This is a genomic window from Streptomyces clavuligerus (assembly GCF_005519465.1).
In the GTDB taxonomy this organism is placed as follows: domain Bacteria; phylum Actinomycetota; class Actinomycetes; order Streptomycetales; family Streptomycetaceae; genus Streptomyces; species Streptomyces clavuligerus.
In genome coordinates this window covers 4,792,677-4,809,918 of the sequence record NZ_CP027858.1, presented here as the reverse complement: position 1 = coordinate 4,809,918, position 17,242 = coordinate 4,792,677, and the positions used below count along the sequence as shown (strand labels likewise).

Annotated in this window: 17 protein-coding genes and 1 pseudogene; 10 read left to right on the top strand and 8 right to left on the bottom strand. The window is 71.1% G+C overall.

The window, feature by feature from the left end:
- Window positions 1-8: 8 nt before the first annotated feature.
- Window positions 9-218 carry a DUF397 domain-containing protein gene (locus CRV15_RS20230; RefSeq protein WP_003960379.1) on the bottom strand — a complete coding sequence of 70 codons (210 nt, stop codon included), beginning with the start codon at window positions 216-218 and terminating at the stop codon, window positions 9-11.
- Window positions 218-1,057, bottom strand: a complete 840-nt coding sequence (locus CRV15_RS20225; RefSeq protein ID WP_003954055.1) for a helix-turn-helix domain-containing protein — start codon at window positions 1,055-1,057, stop codon at window positions 218-220. Before CRV15_RS20225 ends, CRV15_RS20230 begins: the two co-directional genes overlap by 1 nt.
- Window positions 1,058-1,162: 105 nt before the next feature.
- On the opposite strand from CRV15_RS20225, the gene CRV15_RS20220 reads away from it, so the two are divergent.
- Entirely contained in the window at window positions 1,163-1,408 is a 246-nt protein-coding gene (locus tag CRV15_RS20220) for a hypothetical protein (RefSeq protein ID WP_003954054.1), read from the top strand.
- Between the two features lie 259 nt (window positions 1,409-1,667).
- On the top strand, window positions 1,668-2,471 hold the full coding sequence (locus CRV15_RS20215; RefSeq protein WP_003960380.1) for a hypothetical protein: 804 nt from the start codon (window positions 1,668-1,670) through the stop codon (window positions 2,469-2,471).
- A gap of 186 nt (window positions 2,472-2,657) precedes the next feature.
- On the opposite strand, the gene CRV15_RS20210 is transcribed toward CRV15_RS20215, so the two are convergent.
- The 3 genes from CRV15_RS20210 to CRV15_RS20200 form a co-directional block, all read right to left on the bottom strand.
- Window positions 2,658-4,817 carry a permease gene (locus CRV15_RS20210; RefSeq protein WP_230864110.1) on the bottom strand — a complete coding sequence of 720 codons (2,160 nt, stop codon included), beginning with the start codon at window positions 4,815-4,817 and terminating at the stop codon, window positions 2,658-2,660.
- A gap of 11 nt (window positions 4,818-4,828) precedes the next feature.
- Window positions 4,829-5,512: an ABC transporter ATP-binding protein gene (locus CRV15_RS20205; RefSeq protein ID WP_003954049.1), complete on the bottom strand. Its 684-nt coding sequence runs from the start codon at window positions 5,510-5,512 to the stop codon at window positions 4,829-4,831.
- 86 nt (window positions 5,513-5,598) lie between these two features.
- Window positions 5,599-5,877, bottom strand: a complete 279-nt coding sequence (locus CRV15_RS20200) for a hypothetical protein (RefSeq protein WP_003954048.1) — start codon at window positions 5,875-5,877, stop codon at window positions 5,599-5,601.
- A gap of 71 nt (window positions 5,878-5,948) precedes the next feature.
- On the opposite strand from CRV15_RS20200, the gene CRV15_RS20195 reads away from it, so the two are divergent.
- Entirely contained in the window at window positions 5,949-7,421 is a 1,473-nt protein-coding gene (locus CRV15_RS20195) for an acyl-CoA synthetase (protein ID WP_003954047.1), read from the top strand.
- A 185-nt stretch (window positions 7,422-7,606) separates the two neighbouring features.
- Window positions 7,607-8,398, top strand: coding sequence for a VOC family protein (locus CRV15_RS20190; RefSeq protein WP_003954046.1), 792 nt, complete (start codon window positions 7,607-7,609; stop codon window positions 8,396-8,398).
- A 41-nt stretch (window positions 8,399-8,439) separates the two neighbouring features.
- Here CRV15_RS20190 and CRV15_RS20185 read toward each other — a convergent pair whose 3' ends face one another.
- From CRV15_RS20185 to CRV15_RS20175, 3 genes are all read right to left on the bottom strand, one after another.
- On the bottom strand, window positions 8,440-10,461 hold the full coding sequence (locus CRV15_RS20185; RefSeq protein WP_003960383.1) for an ABC transporter permease: 2,022 nt from the start codon (window positions 10,459-10,461) through the stop codon (window positions 8,440-8,442).
- 72 nt (window positions 10,462-10,533) lie between these two features.
- The gene (gene modA, locus CRV15_RS20180; RefSeq protein ID WP_003954043.1) at window positions 10,534-11,343 is read right to left on the bottom strand and encodes a molybdate ABC transporter substrate-binding protein; all 810 of its coding nucleotides are present in this window, start codon (window positions 11,341-11,343) and stop codon (window positions 10,534-10,536) included.
- Between the two features lie 88 nt (window positions 11,344-11,431).
- Window positions 11,432-11,842: a TOBE domain-containing protein gene (locus tag CRV15_RS20175; protein ID WP_003954042.1), complete on the bottom strand. Its 411-nt coding sequence runs from the start codon at window positions 11,840-11,842 to the stop codon at window positions 11,432-11,434.
- An 873-nt stretch (window positions 11,843-12,715) separates the two neighbouring features.
- Here CRV15_RS20175 and CRV15_RS20170 point away from each other — a divergent pair.
- From CRV15_RS20170 to CRV15_RS20145, 6 genes and pseudogenes are all read left to right on the top strand, one after another.
- On the top strand, window positions 12,716-12,940 hold the full coding sequence (locus CRV15_RS20170; RefSeq protein WP_230864111.1) for a hypothetical protein: 225 nt from the start codon (window positions 12,716-12,718) through the stop codon (window positions 12,938-12,940).
- Window positions 12,941-12,951: 11 nt separating this feature from the next.
- Entirely contained in the window at window positions 12,952-13,668 is a 717-nt protein-coding gene (locus CRV15_RS20165; RefSeq protein WP_003954039.1) for a hypothetical protein, read from the top strand.
- Between the two features lie 29 nt (window positions 13,669-13,697).
- Window positions 13,698-14,639: a DUF6895 family protein gene (locus tag CRV15_RS20160; RefSeq protein WP_003960385.1), complete on the top strand. Its 942-nt coding sequence runs from the start codon at window positions 13,698-13,700 to the stop codon at window positions 14,637-14,639.
- Window positions 14,636-15,688: a serine hydrolase domain-containing protein gene (locus tag CRV15_RS20155; RefSeq protein WP_003960386.1), complete on the top strand. Its 1,053-nt coding sequence runs from the start codon at window positions 14,636-14,638 to the stop codon at window positions 15,686-15,688. The genes CRV15_RS20160 and CRV15_RS20155 overlap by 4 nt, the downstream gene beginning before the upstream one ends.
- Window positions 15,689-16,178: 490 nt before the next feature.
- Window positions 16,179-16,556 carry a hypothetical protein gene (locus tag CRV15_RS20150; protein WP_129555063.1) on the top strand — a complete coding sequence of 126 codons (378 nt, stop codon included), beginning with the start codon at window positions 16,179-16,181 and terminating at the stop codon, window positions 16,554-16,556.
- Between the two features lie 67 nt (window positions 16,557-16,623).
- A pseudogene (locus tag CRV15_RS20145) lies at window positions 16,624-17,163 on the top strand (RNA polymerase sigma factor); the annotation flags it as partial.
- Window positions 17,164-17,242: the final 79 nt, after the last annotated feature.

Below are 17,242 nucleotides of genomic sequence, written 5' to 3'. Positions count from 1 at the left end.
GAAACGGCCTAGAGGCCGGTCCCGCGGGCGATCCGGACGAGCCCCGCGAACGCGTCGACGGAGACCATCAGCACCGGACCGGTGCGCTGCTTGCTGTCCCGGACGGGGACCACACCGGTCGCGGACGCGTACCCGGGCGCCCACTCCACACAGGTACCACCGTTGTTGCTGTACGAGGACTTGACCCACCGCAGGATGGGGGATTCGGTCGTGATCATCACAAGACGCCCTTTCGCACCTGGTCGATCGTGTCTACGGAGTCCGCCTGGGAGAGCGCTTCGGCCTGCAACTGATGGTAGGCCCTCACCAGCGGCACCACAGTAGTGATCTCCCGGTCCAGATGTCCTTGAGTCTGCGATTCGACGTACGAGAGCACGGATCGATCGGACATGGTCAGCAGATTGACCGATCGGTCGAACGGACGGCGTTCCCCTATGGCGTAGGGGGCCATGTGCAACACGGTGTTGGGCCGCTGGGCGAACTCGACGAGGTGGGCCAACTGCCGGTCCATCACCCCGGACTCGCCGACCGGCCGCCGGATACAGCTCTCGTCCAGCACCGCGATCAGCATCGGCGGCATGGTGCGCACCAGCGCGGCCTGCCGCTTTATCAAGAACTCCACTCGCTCGGCGGCCTTCTCGGGCGTGACCTCCCCGCGCTGCACGGCGGATTCGGCGAGCACCCGCGCGTACTCCTCGGTCTGAAGCACTCCGGGAATCAGTCCCACCTCGAACAGCCGGACCTCCGCCGCCCGGGCCTCCTGCTTCAGATAGTCCTCGAAGCCCTCCATCAGGACTCCGTGTTTCATCTCGTGGTACTGACGCTCGAACGATTCGGGCGTACCTGCGAATCCGAAGGCGACATCGGCCCTTCGCGCAAAACGCAAGGTAGCCATCTTGCGACCAGTTTCCACGGTCGAGATCTGCGGTGCCGAGAACTTCATTCGCACGGCGAGATCTTCCTGCCGCCAGCCCCTCGCCTCGCGCGAGATGCGAATTCGCCAGCCGAAGGCTGCTTGTGGACTGGCGTTGGGGTTGAGTTCTTTTCGATTGGCCATGGCCCCCACCAACTTATGTAGCGGTCCTACTAAGTTGAAAGCTCTTCCGACTCTAGTCCACGCTGATGCCACCCGGTAGCGACGTAGCTACAGAGAGGAAGCGTCATGCCTGGTCACAGCGGCAAACTCCGCGTAGGGGAAATTGCGTTCGACCCCACGCGGCAGATCCTCGGCGAGGTCATGGAGGTCTACGAGACCCACTACGCCCTGCGCCCCCTGCGCGGCGGCATCGAATGGGACGCGGACCTCACAGCCACCCGCCGCCCCACCACGGCCGAACAGCTCACCCCGGCCCTCGCCACCCGCAACGCCCTCAGCCGACAGTCGACGGTCAGCGGCCTGACCCCATGAACCGCCGCCTCCGCCACTGCGCCGCCCTCATACTCCTCGGTCTCGGCTACCTCTGCGTCGCCTGGGACCCACCCCCACTCCAGCCCCCCACCACCTGAAAGGACCGACACACCCAGACCCCTCCCGGCCGCACCGGGAGGAAGAGGGAGCGCGCGCAACGCACCCGCCACGCTCCCCGGCCCCGGCCGGCCGGACACACCCCGCACCCGGCCGCCCGGGGCCACCCACCCCCTGCGGATGTCCGTGAGGAGCCTGACGCGTGACTCGATGCCTGCCTGACTCCGACTTCCTGAATCTCATCCGGCCCTTCACGGGGCCCATCGCACGGATGCGGCCCACTGAGCGCGGGTTCAGCTCCGATGCCCTCGCACTGATCGACAGCGGCTTCGGCCGCTTCTTCGTCAAGGGGGTCCGGAACCGGCCCGGCGGGCGCCGGGATTCGCTCGTCCGTGAGCGGCTGATCAACGACGCCGTCCGGTCGGTCTCGCCCCGGCTGCGCTGGCACACCGAGAACGGCCGCTGGATGGCCCTCGGCTTCGAGCAACTTCAGGCGCAGCCGAGCCGTTTCGAGCCGGGCTCGCCGGACCTCCCGGCCGTGGTCGACCTGCTCGTCCGGATCCAGGAGATCCCCGTACCCGCCCTGGCCGAGGAGTGGCACGAGACACGGTGGGACGCCTTCGCCGCCGACACGGCGGAGGCCCGGCTCTTCCAGGGCGACACCCTCATCCACGGAGACGTGGCGCCCGGCAACTTCCTCGTGGGCGCGGACGGCGCATGGGCCGTCGACTGGTCCTGGCCGACCCGCGGCGCCGCCTTCGTCGACCCCTCAATCCTGGCGCTCCAGCTCATCGCCGCCGGGCACACCCCGGCAGCGGCGGAAGACCTCGTCTCGGCGTGCCCGTCCTGGGCAAAAGCAGACCCCCGGCACATCGACGCCTTCGCCAGAGCCAACCTCCGCATGTTCCGCCACCGCGCGGACAATTACCCCGACCAGACCTGGCTCCAGGCCATGGCCGACACCGCCCAGGATTGGATCGACCACCGCTCACCCCACCCCGGCTGAGCCCCGCACCCGGCCGCCCAGGGCCACCCCCTGCCGCATCGAGCCGGGCTCGCCGGACCTCCCGGCCGTGGTCGATCTGCTCGTCCGAATCCAGGAGATCCCCTTGTACAAGCCGGGTGGGGATTCCCGCAGCGGCGGAGCTGTGCGGAACGTGCCTCCCGCACAGCCCCGTCAACAGGTGTTCACTCAGTCGGCCGCGGGCCGCCATTGGTCGGCCTCGCGCGCTGCCGTGCGGGCGCCGAGGAGGCCCACCGCCAACGAGACCACGGCACAGACCATGACACCTACTGCCAGAACATTCCAGGACACCGAGCCCTCCTGCACCAAGGCGATGAAGAACACCGAGTGCCAAGCGGTCACGGCCCCCGTGACCACCGTGGCGACAAGCAGAGGGACAGTCAGGTGCCATGAGGCCACGGAGCGGAACACACGGCGGCGGCCGGTCAGGACGGAGAGCGGGGCGAGGGCATGGCGGACCCGGACGAACTCAGCGGCTGCGCTCACCGCACCCGCCACGACGATGAAGAGGATGCCAACGATGCCGAACATCTGAATCCAGTTCGGTATCCGGGACCGCGAAGATTCCAACCAGGCCCCGCCGAGTGCCTGGACCTGCACCGAAGGATTGGGGAGGGCGAACGCGGCCTGCTTCACCTCAGCGGCTCGCCCCGGCTCGGATGTCACCACGAGAAGGGATTGTGAGCTGTCCGGCTTCACGGTGATCCGGGGGCTCTGCGCGAACCTGACATCACCGTACCAGCGGCTCATCTCCTCCACCGCGGCCGACCGCGCACCACTCTTCGCCGTCGCCTCCCCGTCGCCGCGGCAGACGACCTTCAGCGCGCGCAGATCATGACAGGACCCCCCGATGGAAACCCAGGGTTCCTTGGGCGCTCCCGGATCGTGGAAGGTACGGGTCAGGAGCAGCGAACCGGGCGGAAGGGACGCCCGGAAGCGGTCCGCCTGCGGGGCGGTCATACCGCCGGTCGTCACCTCGATCACCGTGTCCTTGATCCGCTCATACGTGGTGGCAGCCGCCTGCGACTGCGTTCCGAGCCTGCTGGTCCACACCTGCATCTGGGCGACGATTCCGATCCCGATCACCATGGCCAGGGCGAGGCGCACGATGACACCCGGATGCGCGTGCGTCCACCGTCCACCGATCAGACGGCCCGCATGCCCCGTGCGCTTGCCGTGGCCGGCCAGCCAGCCGCCCAGGTGGCGGGTGAGGAGTGCCACGACGGAGGAGAGGAATGCCCACATCACGACGGTCCCGAGCGTGAACACGAAAAGCTGCGCTTTCCGGGGCAGGTACTGGCTCCCCAGCACCAGCGCGACACCTGCGCCGCAGACGACCAGCCGCCAGGCGGGGACATGGGACGTATAGGTGGCGGGACGGGTGGACCTGCCGTCGCGATGGACGCGGTGGGTTCCCACGACAATGCCCAGTACGGCCACCAGGGACGCCACCGCGGCGGCGCCCGCGACAGGCCATGCCGCCCACACATCGCGGTGGTCGAGGAGATATCCCGTGGGCACGAGGCGAATGTCCCGTACGGAGGCATAGGCGTACGGGAGGAAGGCGGTGATGCTCCCCAGAGCTGCCGGGACAACGGCCTCACCGAGGTTGACGACTGTACGGTGCCGCCAGGTTCCGCCCAACGCCTGCAACAGACCGCTGCGCCGGTCCCGGGTGCCCGAGCCGACCCGCGCGGACACGACGGCCAGCGCGAGCGCGGGCAGTCCGGCCAAGGCCCACAGTGCCGTCAGTGGGGAGCTCGCCGGCCGTTGGTCGATCATCTCTCCGGTCGATCCACCCCCGCCACCGCCGAACGCGGCCACCCCCATCCACCGGGGGTCGTCCTTCGGTGGGGCGCCCGCCACCCGGACATAGGCGATCCGCTCGGAAGGTGTGACCAGGCCATCGGTGGTGACCGTTCCGGCGTATCGCCCGTACCGGGTCAGGACGCCCTCGTCCTTTCCCTGGCGGATGAGTTCAGGGGAGAGAAGCACCTCGCCCGGCTCCGGCCAGCGGGTCACCCCGGCGGGGACGGGAGCCTCAGGGGTGAGAGGGTGGACGAACACGATGGACGCCGGCCTCTTGCCGACCGTATCCACGCCCTCCCGGTACAGCAGCGCGGGATTCTTGGAGAAAGTGACCGCCGGCCCTCGGGCGTCCGCCCTGGTCTCCCGGCCCTGATAAGTGGCGAGTGTGGCCACGGTCGCGAGGGTGACGAAGGCGACGGTGGCCGCGGCGCCGAACAGACCCCACCAGCGCAGCCGGTCGCCCGGTGTGGAACGGCCGGCGGCCAGACCGATCCGGAACAGTGTGGCCGTCGTGCGCATGGCCCGACCCATCAGACGGCTCCCGCTTCGGCCAGAACCCCACCGCGGAGCTGATGATGCCGGTCTGCCCGGCCGGCAACCGTCGGATCGTGCGTGACCAGCAGTAGTGCACAGCCCCGGTCGCGGGCACTGGTGAAGAGCAGCCGGGCCATCCCCTCCTTGGCTTCAGGGTCGAGAGCACCGGTGGGCTCGTCGGCGAGGAGGACATCGGGCTCGGTGATCAGGGCACGGGCGACGGCGGTGCGCTGGCGTTCGCCTCCGGAGAGCATCCCGGTGGGGGTCGAACCGACGGGGACGCCCAGCTCGTCGAGGAGTTCCTCCGCACGCCGGTACGCGGCCCGGTGGTCACCTCCGTCGAGCAGTACCGGTAACGCCACGTTCTCCACCGGGCTCAGCTCGGGAAGGAGTTCACCGAATTGGAACACCATGCCCAGGGTCTCCCGCCGCACCTTCGCGAGCTGCGCGGACCCCAGGCCGGTGATCTCCCGGCCTCCGGCGACGATGGTGCCCGCCTGCGGCTTGACCAGCCCGAGAATGCACATGAGCAGGGTCGACTTCCCGGACCCGCTGGGTCCGGTCACCGCTACCGACTCCCCCGGGGCCACGGACAGGTCCACCTCGTCGAGGAGCGTCCGCTCCCCGACCCGGTAACACAGACCGCTCACGCGGAGCCCTGACGAACCACTTTGTTTCATGGAATCTGGCCTCTTGTCCGACTCAATGGGAACGCCGCACCAGCCCGGGACGGGCTGGTGCGGCACATGTGACGTGGAGAGCAGGCTTACGGGATGACCCGACCCGAGCAGTCGTCCGGGTTGCCGTAGTTCTCGTCGCACGCCTTGAACTTGTAGATTCTGCTTCCGTCAGCGGAGGTTGACGTGGTCCCCGGGCCACTGTGGTTCCACAGGGTCCGCTTGTCGTCCGGCTGAGAGGTCCGGTGGTACTCGGCCTTCACCGGATCGCCGTCACTGCTGTTGTCCTTGACCGATGTTTTCCCGTTACCCCGGTCGCCGAAGGTATCCGAGTATCGGTCCCGGGCCCGCTGAGCCGTGTCCCGCACGGCATAGGCTGCACAGTCGCGAGGACATGATCCAGAACGGCTCCACCGAGCCCTGCGAGGGAGAACAGCCCGTGAGCGATCTCTTCCCCACCCTGTACACCGCGCCCGAGCGGCCCGCGCTGCGATTCGACGGGCGGGGGCTGAGCTACGGGGAGCTGGCGGCGGCTGCCACCGGGCTCGCCCGGCGGATGCGGGAGGGCGGGGCCGCGCGGGTGGCGCTGTGGGCGACGCCGACGGTGGAGACCGCCGTCGGGGTGGTCGCCGGGCTGCTCGCCGGGGTGCCCGTCGTGCCGTTGAACCCCCGGACCGGGGAACGCGAGCTGGCGCACATCCTCGCCGACAGCGATCCGGACCTCGTCCTCGTCACCCCCGGCGCACCGCTGCCGGACGTACTCGGCGGACGGACCACCCTGGAAGTGGGCGAGGTGAGCGAGGCAGCGGCGCCCCTGGAACGGGACGGGCTGCCCGTGACGCACGACCCCCTTTCCCCCGCGCTCGTCGTCTACACCTCCGGCACCACCGGACCGCCCAAGGGCGCGGTGCTGCCCCGGCGGGCCATCGCCGCGAACCTTGACGCGCTCGCGGAAGCCTGGAAGTGGACCGGGGCCGACGTCCTCGTCCACGCGCTGCCGCTGTTCCATGTGCACGGGCTGATCCTGGGGGTGCTCGGACCGCTGCGCCTCGGCGGTGAGCTGCGGCATCTCGGCCGGTTCTCGGTGGCGGGCGTGGCCCGGGAGCTGGCGGGCGGCGGCACCGTTCTCTTCGGTGTGCCGACGATGTACCACCGGCTCGCGGAGGCCGTCGACGGGGACCCGGAGCTGCGCGCCGCGCTCACGGATGCCCGGCTGCTGGTCTCCGGCTCGGCCGCGCTGCCCCTGCCCGTCCTCCGCCGGATCGAAACCGCGACCGGCCGCCGGATCGTCGAGCGGTACGGCATGACCGAGACCCTGATCAGCACCAGTGTGCGGCCCGGCGGCGGCTCCGCGCCCGGCACGGTGGGGCTGCCGCTGCACGGCGTCGGCGTACGGCTGGTGGACGAGGACGGCACCGCGTTCGACATCCGCGACGGGCAGACCATCGGCGAGGTCCAGGTACGCGGCGAGCAGTTGTTCACGGAGTATCTGAACCGGCCCGACGCGACCGCCGCCGCGCACGACGGCGACTGGTTCCGCACCGGCGACATGGCCGTACGGGAGTCGGACGGCTCCGTCCGGATCGTCGGCAGGCGCGCCACCGACCTCATCAAGAGCGGCGGCTACAAGATCGGCGCCGGCGAGATCGAGAACGTCCTCCTCGACCACCCCGGGGTCCGCGAGGCCGCCGTCACCGGCGAACCGGACGCCGACCTCGGCGAGCGGGTCGTCGCCTGGATCGTGCCCGCCGGGAACGGGGAGCCGCCGTCGGCGCGGGAACTGGCGGACCATGTCGCCGCCCAGCTCGCCCCGCACAAACGGCCCCGGGACGTCCGCTTTCTCACCGCCCTGCCCCGCAACGACATGGGCAAGGTCATGAAGCGCGCCCTGACCGCCGACCCGACGGCCTGACGGGCCTGGCAACCCGACGACCCGACGACCCGACGGCCTGGCGCCCCGGCGAGCGTCGGTCCACCCGCGCTGACCTGCGCAGATGTCGTCCCGGCGCGCGCCGTCACCCGCCCGCGCCTAGCGTGGACGTGCGGGGGCCAGACCCATGGGCCCCTCGTGACGGACCCACGGAAGGCGGTAGCGCCATGGGCATACGAGCGGAAGGCACCCCGTGCTGGGCGGACGCGATGTTCGCCGACCTGGAGGCCGCCAAGTCCTTCTACGGTGAGCTGCTGGGCTGGAGCTTCGGCGAGAGCGCCGCCGAGTACGGCGGCTACACCCAGGCCCGGGTCGGCGACCTGGCCGTGGCCGCGCTCTCCCCGAAGCCGCCGGGGATGGAGGACGCGCCGACCGCGTGGAATCTCTACTTCGCCACCCCGGACGCGCAGGCGACCGCCGCGAAGGTCCGCGAGCACGGCGGCACCCTGGTGAAGGAGCCCATGCAGGTCGGGTCCTTCGGCACCATGCTCATCGCCGTCGACCCCAGCGGCGTCCCGTTCAGCGCCTGGCAGGCGAACGAGCACCACGGCTTCGGCCTGGTCGGCGAGCCGGGCTCGTTCGGCTGGGCGGAGGTCTGCACCCGGGAGGCGCGCAAGGCTGACGCCTTCTTCCCGCTGGTCTTCCCGTTCGAGGTGCAGAAGATGGAGAGCGACGAGGTCGACTTCCACATCTGGAAGGTGGACGGGCAGCCGGTCGCCGGGCGGCTGAAGATGTCCGAACACTTCCCCGCCGAGGTCCATCCGTTCATCAACGTCTACTTCTGTGTCACCGGCATGGACGACACCGTCGCCACAGCGGTACGGCTGGGCGGGAAACTCCTCTACGGGCCGATGCCCAGCCCCTTCGGCCGGTTCGCGCCGCTGATGGACCCGCAGGGCGCGATGTTCACCGTCATCGACACGGCGGACACCGAGGGCCGGATGCCCTCCTTCGACTGAGCCGGCCGGCTTTGTGCTGGGCGGGGTGGGGCGCCCCGGCGTCACAGCCCGCTGAGCCGCACCCCCGTCGCCTCGACCCCCGCCCAGACACGCGTACCGTCCCTGAGGTCCAGCTCCGCCACCGCCTGCGGGGTCATCTCCGCGATCAGGTCGGGGACGTGCGACGAGGTGATCAGTACCCGCATCCGGCTGCCGCTCGCGGTGACCTCCCGCACGGAGCCCGGCCACACATTGCGCGGGCTGCCCCCCGGCCGTTCGCGGTGGACGGAGACGGCCTCCGGCGGGATCACCGCGAGCGCGGGCGTCCCGGCGGGCAGCGGCAGCGGTTCGGCGGCGGTCAGGGTGCCGCCGCCCGGCAGCGCGAGACCTCGTCCGTCCACGGTGCCCACCCAGGCGTTGCGGCCGAGCATCCGGGCCACCCACGGGGAGCGCGGCGCCCGGGTGACCTCGGCGGGCGGGGCGTCCTGGAGGGCGCGCCCCTCGTCGAGGACGAGCACCCGATCGGCGAGGGACACCGCCTCCACGGGGTCGTGGGTGACGATCAGACAGACGCCGGTGAAGTCCTTGAGGTGGGCGCGCAGGGTGTGGCGGACCCGCGCCCGCGTCGTCTGGTCGAGCGCGGCCAGCGGCTCGTCCAGCAGCAGCAGCCGGGGGCGGGCGGCGAGCGCGCGGGCGAGCGCCACCCGCTGGGCCTGGCCCCCGGAGAGCCGGTCCGGTCGGCGGTGCGCGAGCGCGCCGACGCCGAGCCGGTCCAGCCACTCCCGCGCCCGGCGCCGCGCCTCGGCACGCGGCACGCCCTGGGCGCGCGGCCCGTACGCGGTGTTCGCGAGGGCGCTCAGATGCGGGAAGAGGGCACCGTCCTGCGGGACCCAGGCGACACCCCGCAGATGCGGGGGGTGCCGGGTGACCTCCTCGTCACCGAGGCGCAGGGCGGCGTGGGCGCGGGGCGTGAGACCGAGCAGCGCGCGCAGCAGCGTCGTCTTCCCGGCGCCGTTGGGGCCGACGACGGCGATGGTGGTGCCGGGGGCGGCGTCCAGTACGAAGTGGGTGAAACCGGTTAGTTCGGCGTGGAGGGAGGTGGGCTCACCGGGGTCGGGCGCGGGCGGGTCCACCTCCCGAGGCACGGGCGGGACTGCCTCCCCGGACTCGCGGGGCGCGGGCGTCCGCATGCCCATGGGCACCCTGCCCAAGGGCCCCGGCACATTGCTCTTGAGGTCGCCGGGCTCGGGCACCCCCCGTCCGGACTCGCCCGGCTCCGTACGGACCGTCCGGGGCGCCCACCGCCCGCGCAGCGCGATCAGCACCGCCATGGCGATGACGAGCAGCAGCAGCGAAACGGAGGTCGCCGCCTCCGGATCGTCCTGGAGCAGCAGATACACCTGGAGCGGAAGGGTCTGCGTGGCGCCCGGCAGATTCCCGGCGAATGTGATCGTCGCCCCGAACTCCCCCAGCGCGCGCGCCCAGGTGAGCGCCGCCCCCGCGAGCAGCCCGGGGGCGACCATGGGCAGGGTAACGGTCAGGAACACCCGTACCGGCGAGGCCCCGAGGGACGCGGCCGTCTCCTCGTACCGGGGGCGCAGCCCGCGCAGCGCGCCCTCCAGGCTGATGACGAGGAACGGCATCGCCACGAAGGTCGCGGCGACGACCGCACCGGCGGTGTGGAACGGGAGGACGATCCCGAAGGTGTCCTCCAGGAAGGGACCGGCGACCCCCCGGCGGCCGAGTCCGAGGAGGAGGGCGACACCGCCGACGGTGGGCGGCAGCACCATCGGCAGCAGGACGAGGGAGCGGACGAGCACCTTCCCCCGGAAGGGGACCCGCGCGAGCACCCACGCCAGCGGCACCCCGAGCAGCAGCGAGAGGAGCAGCGCCCAGCAGGAGACATACAGCGACAGCCGCAGCGCCTCGACGACCGCCGGATCGGTGAGATGTCCGGCGAGCCCGCCCCAGTCGGTGCGCAGCAGAATCCCGGCGAGCGGCAGCAGCAGGAACCCGACCGCGAGCAGGGCGGGGAGGGCGAGCAGCAGCGGTACGCGGGGGCGGGGGGCGGCGGGGGGTCTCATGCGGGGTGGCGTTCCGGTGGTTGCTGTCGCGGCTCGGGGGCTTGAGGGCTCAGGGGCTTGAGGGCTCAGGGCTCAGGGCCGTTCGAAACCGGCGTCCCGGAGGATCTTCTGCGCCTGCGGTCCGCTGAGCCAGGAGACGAACGCGGCAGCCGCGTCGGCGTTCCGGGACTCCTTGAGCGTGGCCGCCGGGTAGCGGGCGATGGCGTTCTGGGCGTCGGGGATGGTCACGGCGTCGACCTTGTCGTCGGCGGCGGTCGCGTCGGTCCGGTAGACGAGTCCGGCGTCCGCCTCGCCCAGCTCGACCTTGCTGAGGACGGCGCGCACGTTGGGCTCCTGGGAGACCGGCTCGACCTCGGTCTTCTGCGCGTCGAGGATCTGCCGGCTGTAGCGGCCGACGGGGACCTCGGGCGCGGCCAGCACCACCTTGAGCCGGGGGTCGGCGAGGTCACGCAGCTCGTCGACCCGGTGGGGGTTGCCCTCGGTGGTGGCGATGACGAGACGGTTGCGGGCGATGACGGTGGACGTCCCGGTGTCGCCGCGCAGCCCGTCCATGGTCTTGGTGTCGGCGGTGACGAGGGCGTCGGCGGGGGCGCCCTGGCGGACCTGGGCGGCGAGTTCCTGCGATCCGGCGAAGGAGAACGTGACCTTCGTGCCGGGGTTCTCCTTCTCGTAGACGGCTCCGGCCTCGGTGAAGACGTCGGTGAGGGAGGCGGCGGCGAGGACGGTCAGCCGGGCGCCGTTCCCCTTCCCACCCCCGTCCCCGTTCCCCTTCCCGTTCTCGCTCTCGTTCCCGCTCTCGCCGGAGCCGCAGGCGGTGAGGGACACCACCAGGACTGCGGCCGGTATGACGGCGGCGAGACGGCGGCGGGTGACGGACCTCATGACACTCCTCGGAGGGGCGGTGAAGAACGGAAGAAGAAGCAGGGGAGCGGGAGCACGGGGCGCGGTCCCGGACGGCCCGGTGGGGGCGTCACACCCGGTCGATATGGACGTTGGTCGACTTGACCCGGGCGGTGGCCCGCATGCCGACTTCGAGCCCCAGTTCCTCGACCGCCTCCCGGGTGAGCAGCGAGACCAGCCGGTGCGGTCCTGCCTGGATCTCCACCTGGGCGGCCACGTCGCCGAGCTTCACGGCGGTGACGATGCCGGGGAAGGCGTTGCGCGCGGAGGTGTAGGGGGCGTCGTCCTCCCCGGCGGCACCGGCACCGGTCCCGCCCTGGCCCACCTCGACGGCGAACGCGGCCAGGTCGCGGCCGTCGATGAGCCGTCGGCCGCTCTCGTCGCGGTGGGTCGTGACCCGTCCGGCGTCCGCCCAGCGGCGCACGGTGTCGGGGCTGACGCCGAGCAGACGGGCGGCCTGGCCGATGCTGTAGGACTGCATATGCGCCACGCTAGGTCGTTCGGCCACGCATCTGCAAGGAGATAGCCGGGTACTGCCTTGCAGATGCATGGCCGCATCCGTTCCGCCATCCCGTCGGCACCCGTTCCGCCACCCCATCGACACCCGCCCCGTCACCCCATCGGCACCACCCGCCCCGTGGCTCCATCGGCACCCGCTCCGCGATCCCACCGGCGGCCGTTCCGTGGCCCACCGGCGGCCCCGCTCCCGGAGGAGGGCGTCACCGCCGGGGGCGCTCCGCCGAATCGGTGACCTTTTCTTCGTACACGCATTCCCACGCCGCCCGGCCGAGTGATCCCCTCCGACACGGGGAAACACCCCGCCGACCGCCCCGATACGGTGACGGCGCCGGGCGCGTACCGCCGTCGCGAACGGAGATCCATTCCATCGGCGGCGCACCGGCGAACAGCGAATGACACCGGCGCACCGCCCGGAAATCCACATCCACCGAGCCCCTGCACGGATTCTTTTCCGTACGCAACCGGAGAGAGTCCGGACGAGTTAATTCCATCCACCCAATGGAGTCGCGGAGTAATTCCACAGGGGTCGGACGGGGTCCGATTCCCGCACGTCAGACCCTGCCGCGCGACCGTCCGACGCCACCCGGCGGCAATTCTCGCCGCCCGAATCCTTCACTCCGGCGGCGGCACCACACGCACCAGCAGAGCCCGGTTTCCCCACTCCCCCCACCAGCCAACCGGACCTAGAAAACTTGCACGCCAGACCACCCACACGCACGTGCTTCTCCCCCACTCGTCACCCTGCCCACCGTCTCGGGGTCACTCTGTTTCACTCCATAGCAGATATGGAATAGCCCCTTCGTCCAGAGCAATTCCACAGCAGAAAGGAATTATCATGTCTGTGGAAAATATGACCGTCGAGTCGGCTGTCACGAACGAAGTCCGGGCCCTGATCGCGGCGGAGGGCGAGGCATCACGCAGCTTCGGCCCCGGCTCGATCAAGGGGGTGGGGGCCATCGCCCTTCTCCTGCTGCTGTCAGCCAACCCCCGCCGTAACGAACCGATCGAAGACGCCTTCGGCGGCTCAGTGCAGAACCTGGCCTGCGCGGCGGCGTTCTGAGGGATTGGTCGATGACGACTCCGCATCAGCCGTCGCCGGGTTCGGTCGAGACGGCCACGTGTGTACTGGCGGGCGCGCTCACCCGGGCGCTCCAGGAGGACGGTGACGCCTTCGGTGTCAGCCGTTCCCTCGGCGCCTGGGGCGACCGCACGGGCGGCCTGGCCGCCGTGCGCGTACTGGGCGCGGACGTGCTCACCCCGTTCGTCCTCACAGGACGTCCTCTGCCGGCCGAGGACGCGGCGCTGGTGCGGACCGCGGTGCGGGCACACCCCGCACCGCGGCATCAGCCCTTGGAGGCGGCGCTGTGGGGGGCGCGGGACGCGGCGCTGGTGCGCGCGCTCGCCGCCCTGGGGGTGGACGGGGCCGACTGGGAGGGCCTGGCCCCCGCGTCACCGTCCCCGGACGGCCTGGCGGCCGACTGGATGTCCCTGACCGCGGTCCTCGTACCCCTGGCGTCGGCCGCGCACCCGTTCACCGACACGGCGCTGCGCACCCAGCTCGCGGGGCGGCGGCTCGACCTCAGCCGGGGCCTGGTGCGCGCCCTGCTCCGCCGCGACCTGCTCAGCGCGGCCAGGATGGCCCGCTGGCTGGTCCTCGACGCCTCGGCCACCGTGCCGGACCTGGTCGGCCCCGCGCTGGAGCATCTGGCGACCCTGGGCGCGGACGACCCCCGGGTGCAGCTCGAAGTGGCCGTGGCCCGCCGTCTGACGGCGCGTGCACGGTGCTGACGGATCACGAAGGAGAGGGCGGAAAGGGCATGGACGCCGAAGCGGTACGCCTGGCCCGGCAGGTCAGCGAGGGTGCGGTGGAGTGGCTGGGGCGGATGCGCGGCGCGTTCGCCCTCTGTCGTGACGTACCCGACTACGAGATCGACGCGAACCAGCTCAAGGCGCTGAGCGAGCTGGCCCTCGCCGCGGGCACGGTGCACCGGGAGGCCGTCGCGGGACACCGGTGCGCGGCGACGGCCGAATCGCTCCTGGAGTACGCCTGGAGACAGTTCGACGAGGGGGAGCTGCTGTACCGGCTCCAGGTCTACACCCCCGCCGCCACCCACCCCATGGAGATCTACGGGCTCTTCGCCGCCGTCGACCTGCGCCATCAGCGCATGGACGACCTGTCGGCACATCTGATGGGGCTGCGCGCGGCCCGGTCGACGGAGCATCTGCCGAACCGGCGGCTCGCGGTCGCCGCGTCCGCCCGCAGGATCGGCGTCCCGATCCAGGACGACATCAAGGCGCTCACCGACCAGACCTGGCTGGGCGGCACCCCCGAGCCCTGGATGATGGACACCAACAACGCCTACGGCGTCACCCACACCGTCTTCCACCTCACCGACTACGGCAACGACCCCGACGGCCTGGCGGAACCGCTCCAGGACTATCTGCACCTGTGGCTGCCGGTGTGGGTGGAGGTGTTCGCGGAGACCCGCTTCTGGGATCTGCTGCTCGAATTCCTCATCGTGGGGACGTGTCTGAAGCGCCCGCTGTTCTTCCCCGAGGTGTGGCGGCAGGTCGCGCTCGCCCAGCAGAACGACGGCATGATGCCCAACGGGCTGACCGTCCCGCCGGCCGAGGCGCATCTGGCCTGGGTCAACCACCACCACCCCACCATCGTCGCCGCCGTCGCGGGCACCCTCACGGTCTCCCGCGCCCTCACCCTGACCACCGCGGCGGCCACGGCGGGGGCGGGAAGCGCATGATGCGTGCCGACACGGCCGGGTTCCTGCTCACCGGCCATGTCCGACGGCTCGTCGACGAGGGGGCCGCCACGGCGGCGGCGGGCGCGGTGATCCGCGGCCCGGACCGGGCGGCGGCGGTCTTCGGCCACCGCGCCCGGCCCACCGCCGACGATGTGCCGCCCGCCGGTCCCGACACCCTCTTCGCGCTGGGCTCCGTCACCAAGACCTTCACCGCGCTGCTGCTGGCCGAGATGGCCGCCGCCGGGGTGGTGTCGTACGACGACCCCATCGAGAACCATCTGCCGCCGGAGGCCGGGCCCCGGGCGGGGGCCGACCCCATCACCCTGGGCGAGCTGGCGAGCCACGGCGGGGGACTGCCCCGGCTGCCGGGCAACCTCTACCGCCGGGCGTGGAAACGGTGGCTCAGCGACCCCTACGCCTGCTACGGCACGGCGGACCTCTACCGGGCGACGGCCCGGCTGCGCCCGCGCCCGGCGCCGCGGCCCGTGCGGTACTCGACGTTCGGCGCCGGACTCCTCGGCCAGCTCCTCGCCAACGCCGCCCGCACCCCCTATCCGGAGCTGCTGACGCGCCGCGTCCTCGCCCCGCTGGGCCTGCGCCGCACCACCGTCCCCGACGAGGAGACCCTCACCGCCCACGCGGCCACCGGCCACCGCGGGCGCCGCCCCGTGGGCCACTGGCGCTTCGACGCCCTCGCGGGCGCGGGCGCGCTCTACTCGTCCCCCACCGATCTGCTGCGCTACCTCCACGCCCTGCTCGAACCGGCCACCGCGCCACCTCCGCTGACCGCCGCCCTCACCGCCGTCCGCGAACCCCGCCGCCCCACCGGCCCCGGCCCCACCCACAAGACCCTCGGCTGGGACCTCCGCGAGGTCCACGGCCGCACCCTCCTCTGGCACACCGGCGGCACCGGCGGATTCACCTGCTACACCGCCTTCTGCCCGGACGCGGGCACCGCGGTCGCCGTCCTCGCCAACACCACCCCGACCCGCCGCGAGACGACGCTGCGGGCGGGGCGGCGGCTGTTCCGTGAGGTGACCTTCGACTGAGGCCGTACCTGCCGCTGTCCCCACGCCCCTCGTCATCGATGACCTGCGCGGCGTGCACGGGGCCGCGCTCATGGGTACGGTTTTCCCGACACCCCGGCAGGACATGTCGCGAGTCACCTGTCAGGGCAAGGGTGGGCACAGACCGCAGAGGCGGAATCCGGATGCGGCGGGCGCCCACCCCGACCATGGACGGTGCGGTTTCCCGAAACTCCAATTCGGGAAACCGCACCTTTTTCTGCTACGCCCCGTGCGGGATCAGCAGCTCGCCAGACCCTCGAACCTCGATGCGAAGTTCGGGCGCTCGTGGTGTGCCTGGTAACCGGGCCTCAGAGTGACACAGTCACTGTCGGGCGCGAGCGACCACTTGAACCTGAGGCTGTGGCTGCCAGAGCAGTTGTTCCTCGCGTAGGCGTAGTTTGTCGTCGACCATCGCCTCACACACTCCGGCACCGCGAGGACTTCCGCATTCTGCTGGGACACCTTGGTACGAGTGTCTGCCCCCGCACCAACGGAGTTCGCCGACGCGACAGCCATGGAACTGGCGGAGAGAAGCACAACGATCCCTCCTGCCATGACCGTTCTCGCTAATTTACGCATTACCCTTTCCTTTCTTTTCGGGCTGACGAAAGATCAGACTATGAATGAGAAAGAAGTGATGCAAGGGCAAGGAAACGCAACGCGTGGTCCATCACGTAATACGGAAGGCAACGGCTACACGAGAAACCCTCGCCGGTCCGGAGTCAATCGGGAAACACCCTCTCCGCACGTGAGGCGAGACATGAACACCCCTCGGACCGACAACACGGAAGAGCAGCCAAAGGTGATCAAGCGGAACCGGCAGGCCGCCACCGAAGGGGAGTTGATGTGAGCCATGTCACACAACCTGTGTGAACCGCGCGCCCGCGTCGCCCCGACGAAGGGGTGTGATTCCGGCGATGGACGAGAAACCCGATGACGAACTCCTGGCAGCCATGGCCGAGTCCGACCGCGATGCGTTCGAAGCCCTGTACCGCCGTTACGCGCCCTGGCTGAGGGCTCGTCTGGGCTACCGGTGCGCGGACATCACCCAGCTCGACGACGCTGTTCAGGAAGCGTTCCTCTCCGTCTGGCGCATATGCGCCCGGGGGCACCCGCCCGAGGTCCGGGACTGTGCCGGCTGGCTCTGGCGGATAGCCGAACGGCGACTCATCGACGCTGCTCGCACCCACCGGAGTCAGGGGCGCTTGCACCAGTTACTCGCCGGGCTGCGACGGCCGGGTGTCCCCTCGGCCGAGGAACAGGCCCTCGAAGCGGGCGAGTTCAGCGGTGCGCACACGGCTCTGCGGCGGCTCCCCGAGGAGCTGCGTGCCGTCGTCCAGGCCACGGTGATCGATGGGCTGACCACACGGCAGGCCGCGGACCGGCTCGGACTGCCCGTCGGAACGGTCAAGACCCGGGCCATGCGGGCCCGTGGACGCCTGCGTGAGGAACTGGCTCACGGTGAGGGAACGGGACAGGTCCCGGAGAGCGGGATCGCGCCGGGCGGCCGCCGCCGGGAGAGCGGCGACCGGTTGC

Excerpts from the sequence above, each read along its gene's own strand:
- CRV15_RS20230 (WP_003960379.1), bottom strand. The coding sequence starts at position 218 with ATGATCACGACCGAATCCCCCATCCTGCGGTGGGTCAAGTCCTCGTAC.
- CRV15_RS20225 (WP_003954055.1), bottom strand. The coding sequence starts at position 1,057 with ATGGCCAATCGAAAAGAACTCAACCCCAACGCCAGTCCACAAGCAGCC.
- CRV15_RS20220 (WP_003954054.1), top strand. The coding sequence starts at position 1,163 with ATGCCTGGTCACAGCGGCAAACTCCGCGTAGGGGAAATTGCGTTCGAC.
- CRV15_RS20210 (WP_230864110.1), bottom strand. The coding sequence starts at position 4,817 with ATGCGCACGACGGCCACACTGTTCCGGATCGGTCTGGCCGCCGGCCGT.
- CRV15_RS20205 (WP_003954049.1), bottom strand. The coding sequence starts at position 5,512 with ATGAAACAAAGTGGTTCGTCAGGGCTCCGCGTGAGCGGTCTGTGTTAC.
- CRV15_RS20190 (WP_003954046.1), top strand. The coding sequence starts at position 7,607 with ATGGGCATACGAGCGGAAGGCACCCCGTGCTGGGCGGACGCGATGTTC.
- CRV15_RS20185 (WP_003960383.1), bottom strand. The coding sequence starts at position 10,461 with ATGAGACCCCCCGCCGCCCCCCGCCCCCGCGTACCGCTGCTGCTCGCC.
- modA (WP_003954043.1), bottom strand. The coding sequence starts at position 11,343 with ATGAGGTCCGTCACCCGCCGCCGTCTCGCCGCCGTCATACCGGCCGCA.
- CRV15_RS20175 (WP_003954042.1), bottom strand. The coding sequence starts at position 11,842 with ATGCAGTCCTACAGCATCGGCCAGGCCGCCCGTCTGCTCGGCGTCAGC.
- CRV15_RS20170 (WP_230864111.1), top strand. The coding sequence starts at position 12,716 with ATGTCTGTGGAAAATATGACCGTCGAGTCGGCTGTCACGAACGAAGTC.
- CRV15_RS20165 (WP_003954039.1), top strand. The coding sequence starts at position 12,952 with ATGACGACTCCGCATCAGCCGTCGCCGGGTTCGGTCGAGACGGCCACG.
- CRV15_RS20160 (WP_003960385.1), top strand. The coding sequence starts at position 13,698 with ATGGACGCCGAAGCGGTACGCCTGGCCCGGCAGGTCAGCGAGGGTGCG.
- CRV15_RS20155 (WP_003960386.1), top strand. The coding sequence starts at position 14,636 with ATGATGCGTGCCGACACGGCCGGGTTCCTGCTCACCGGCCATGTCCGA.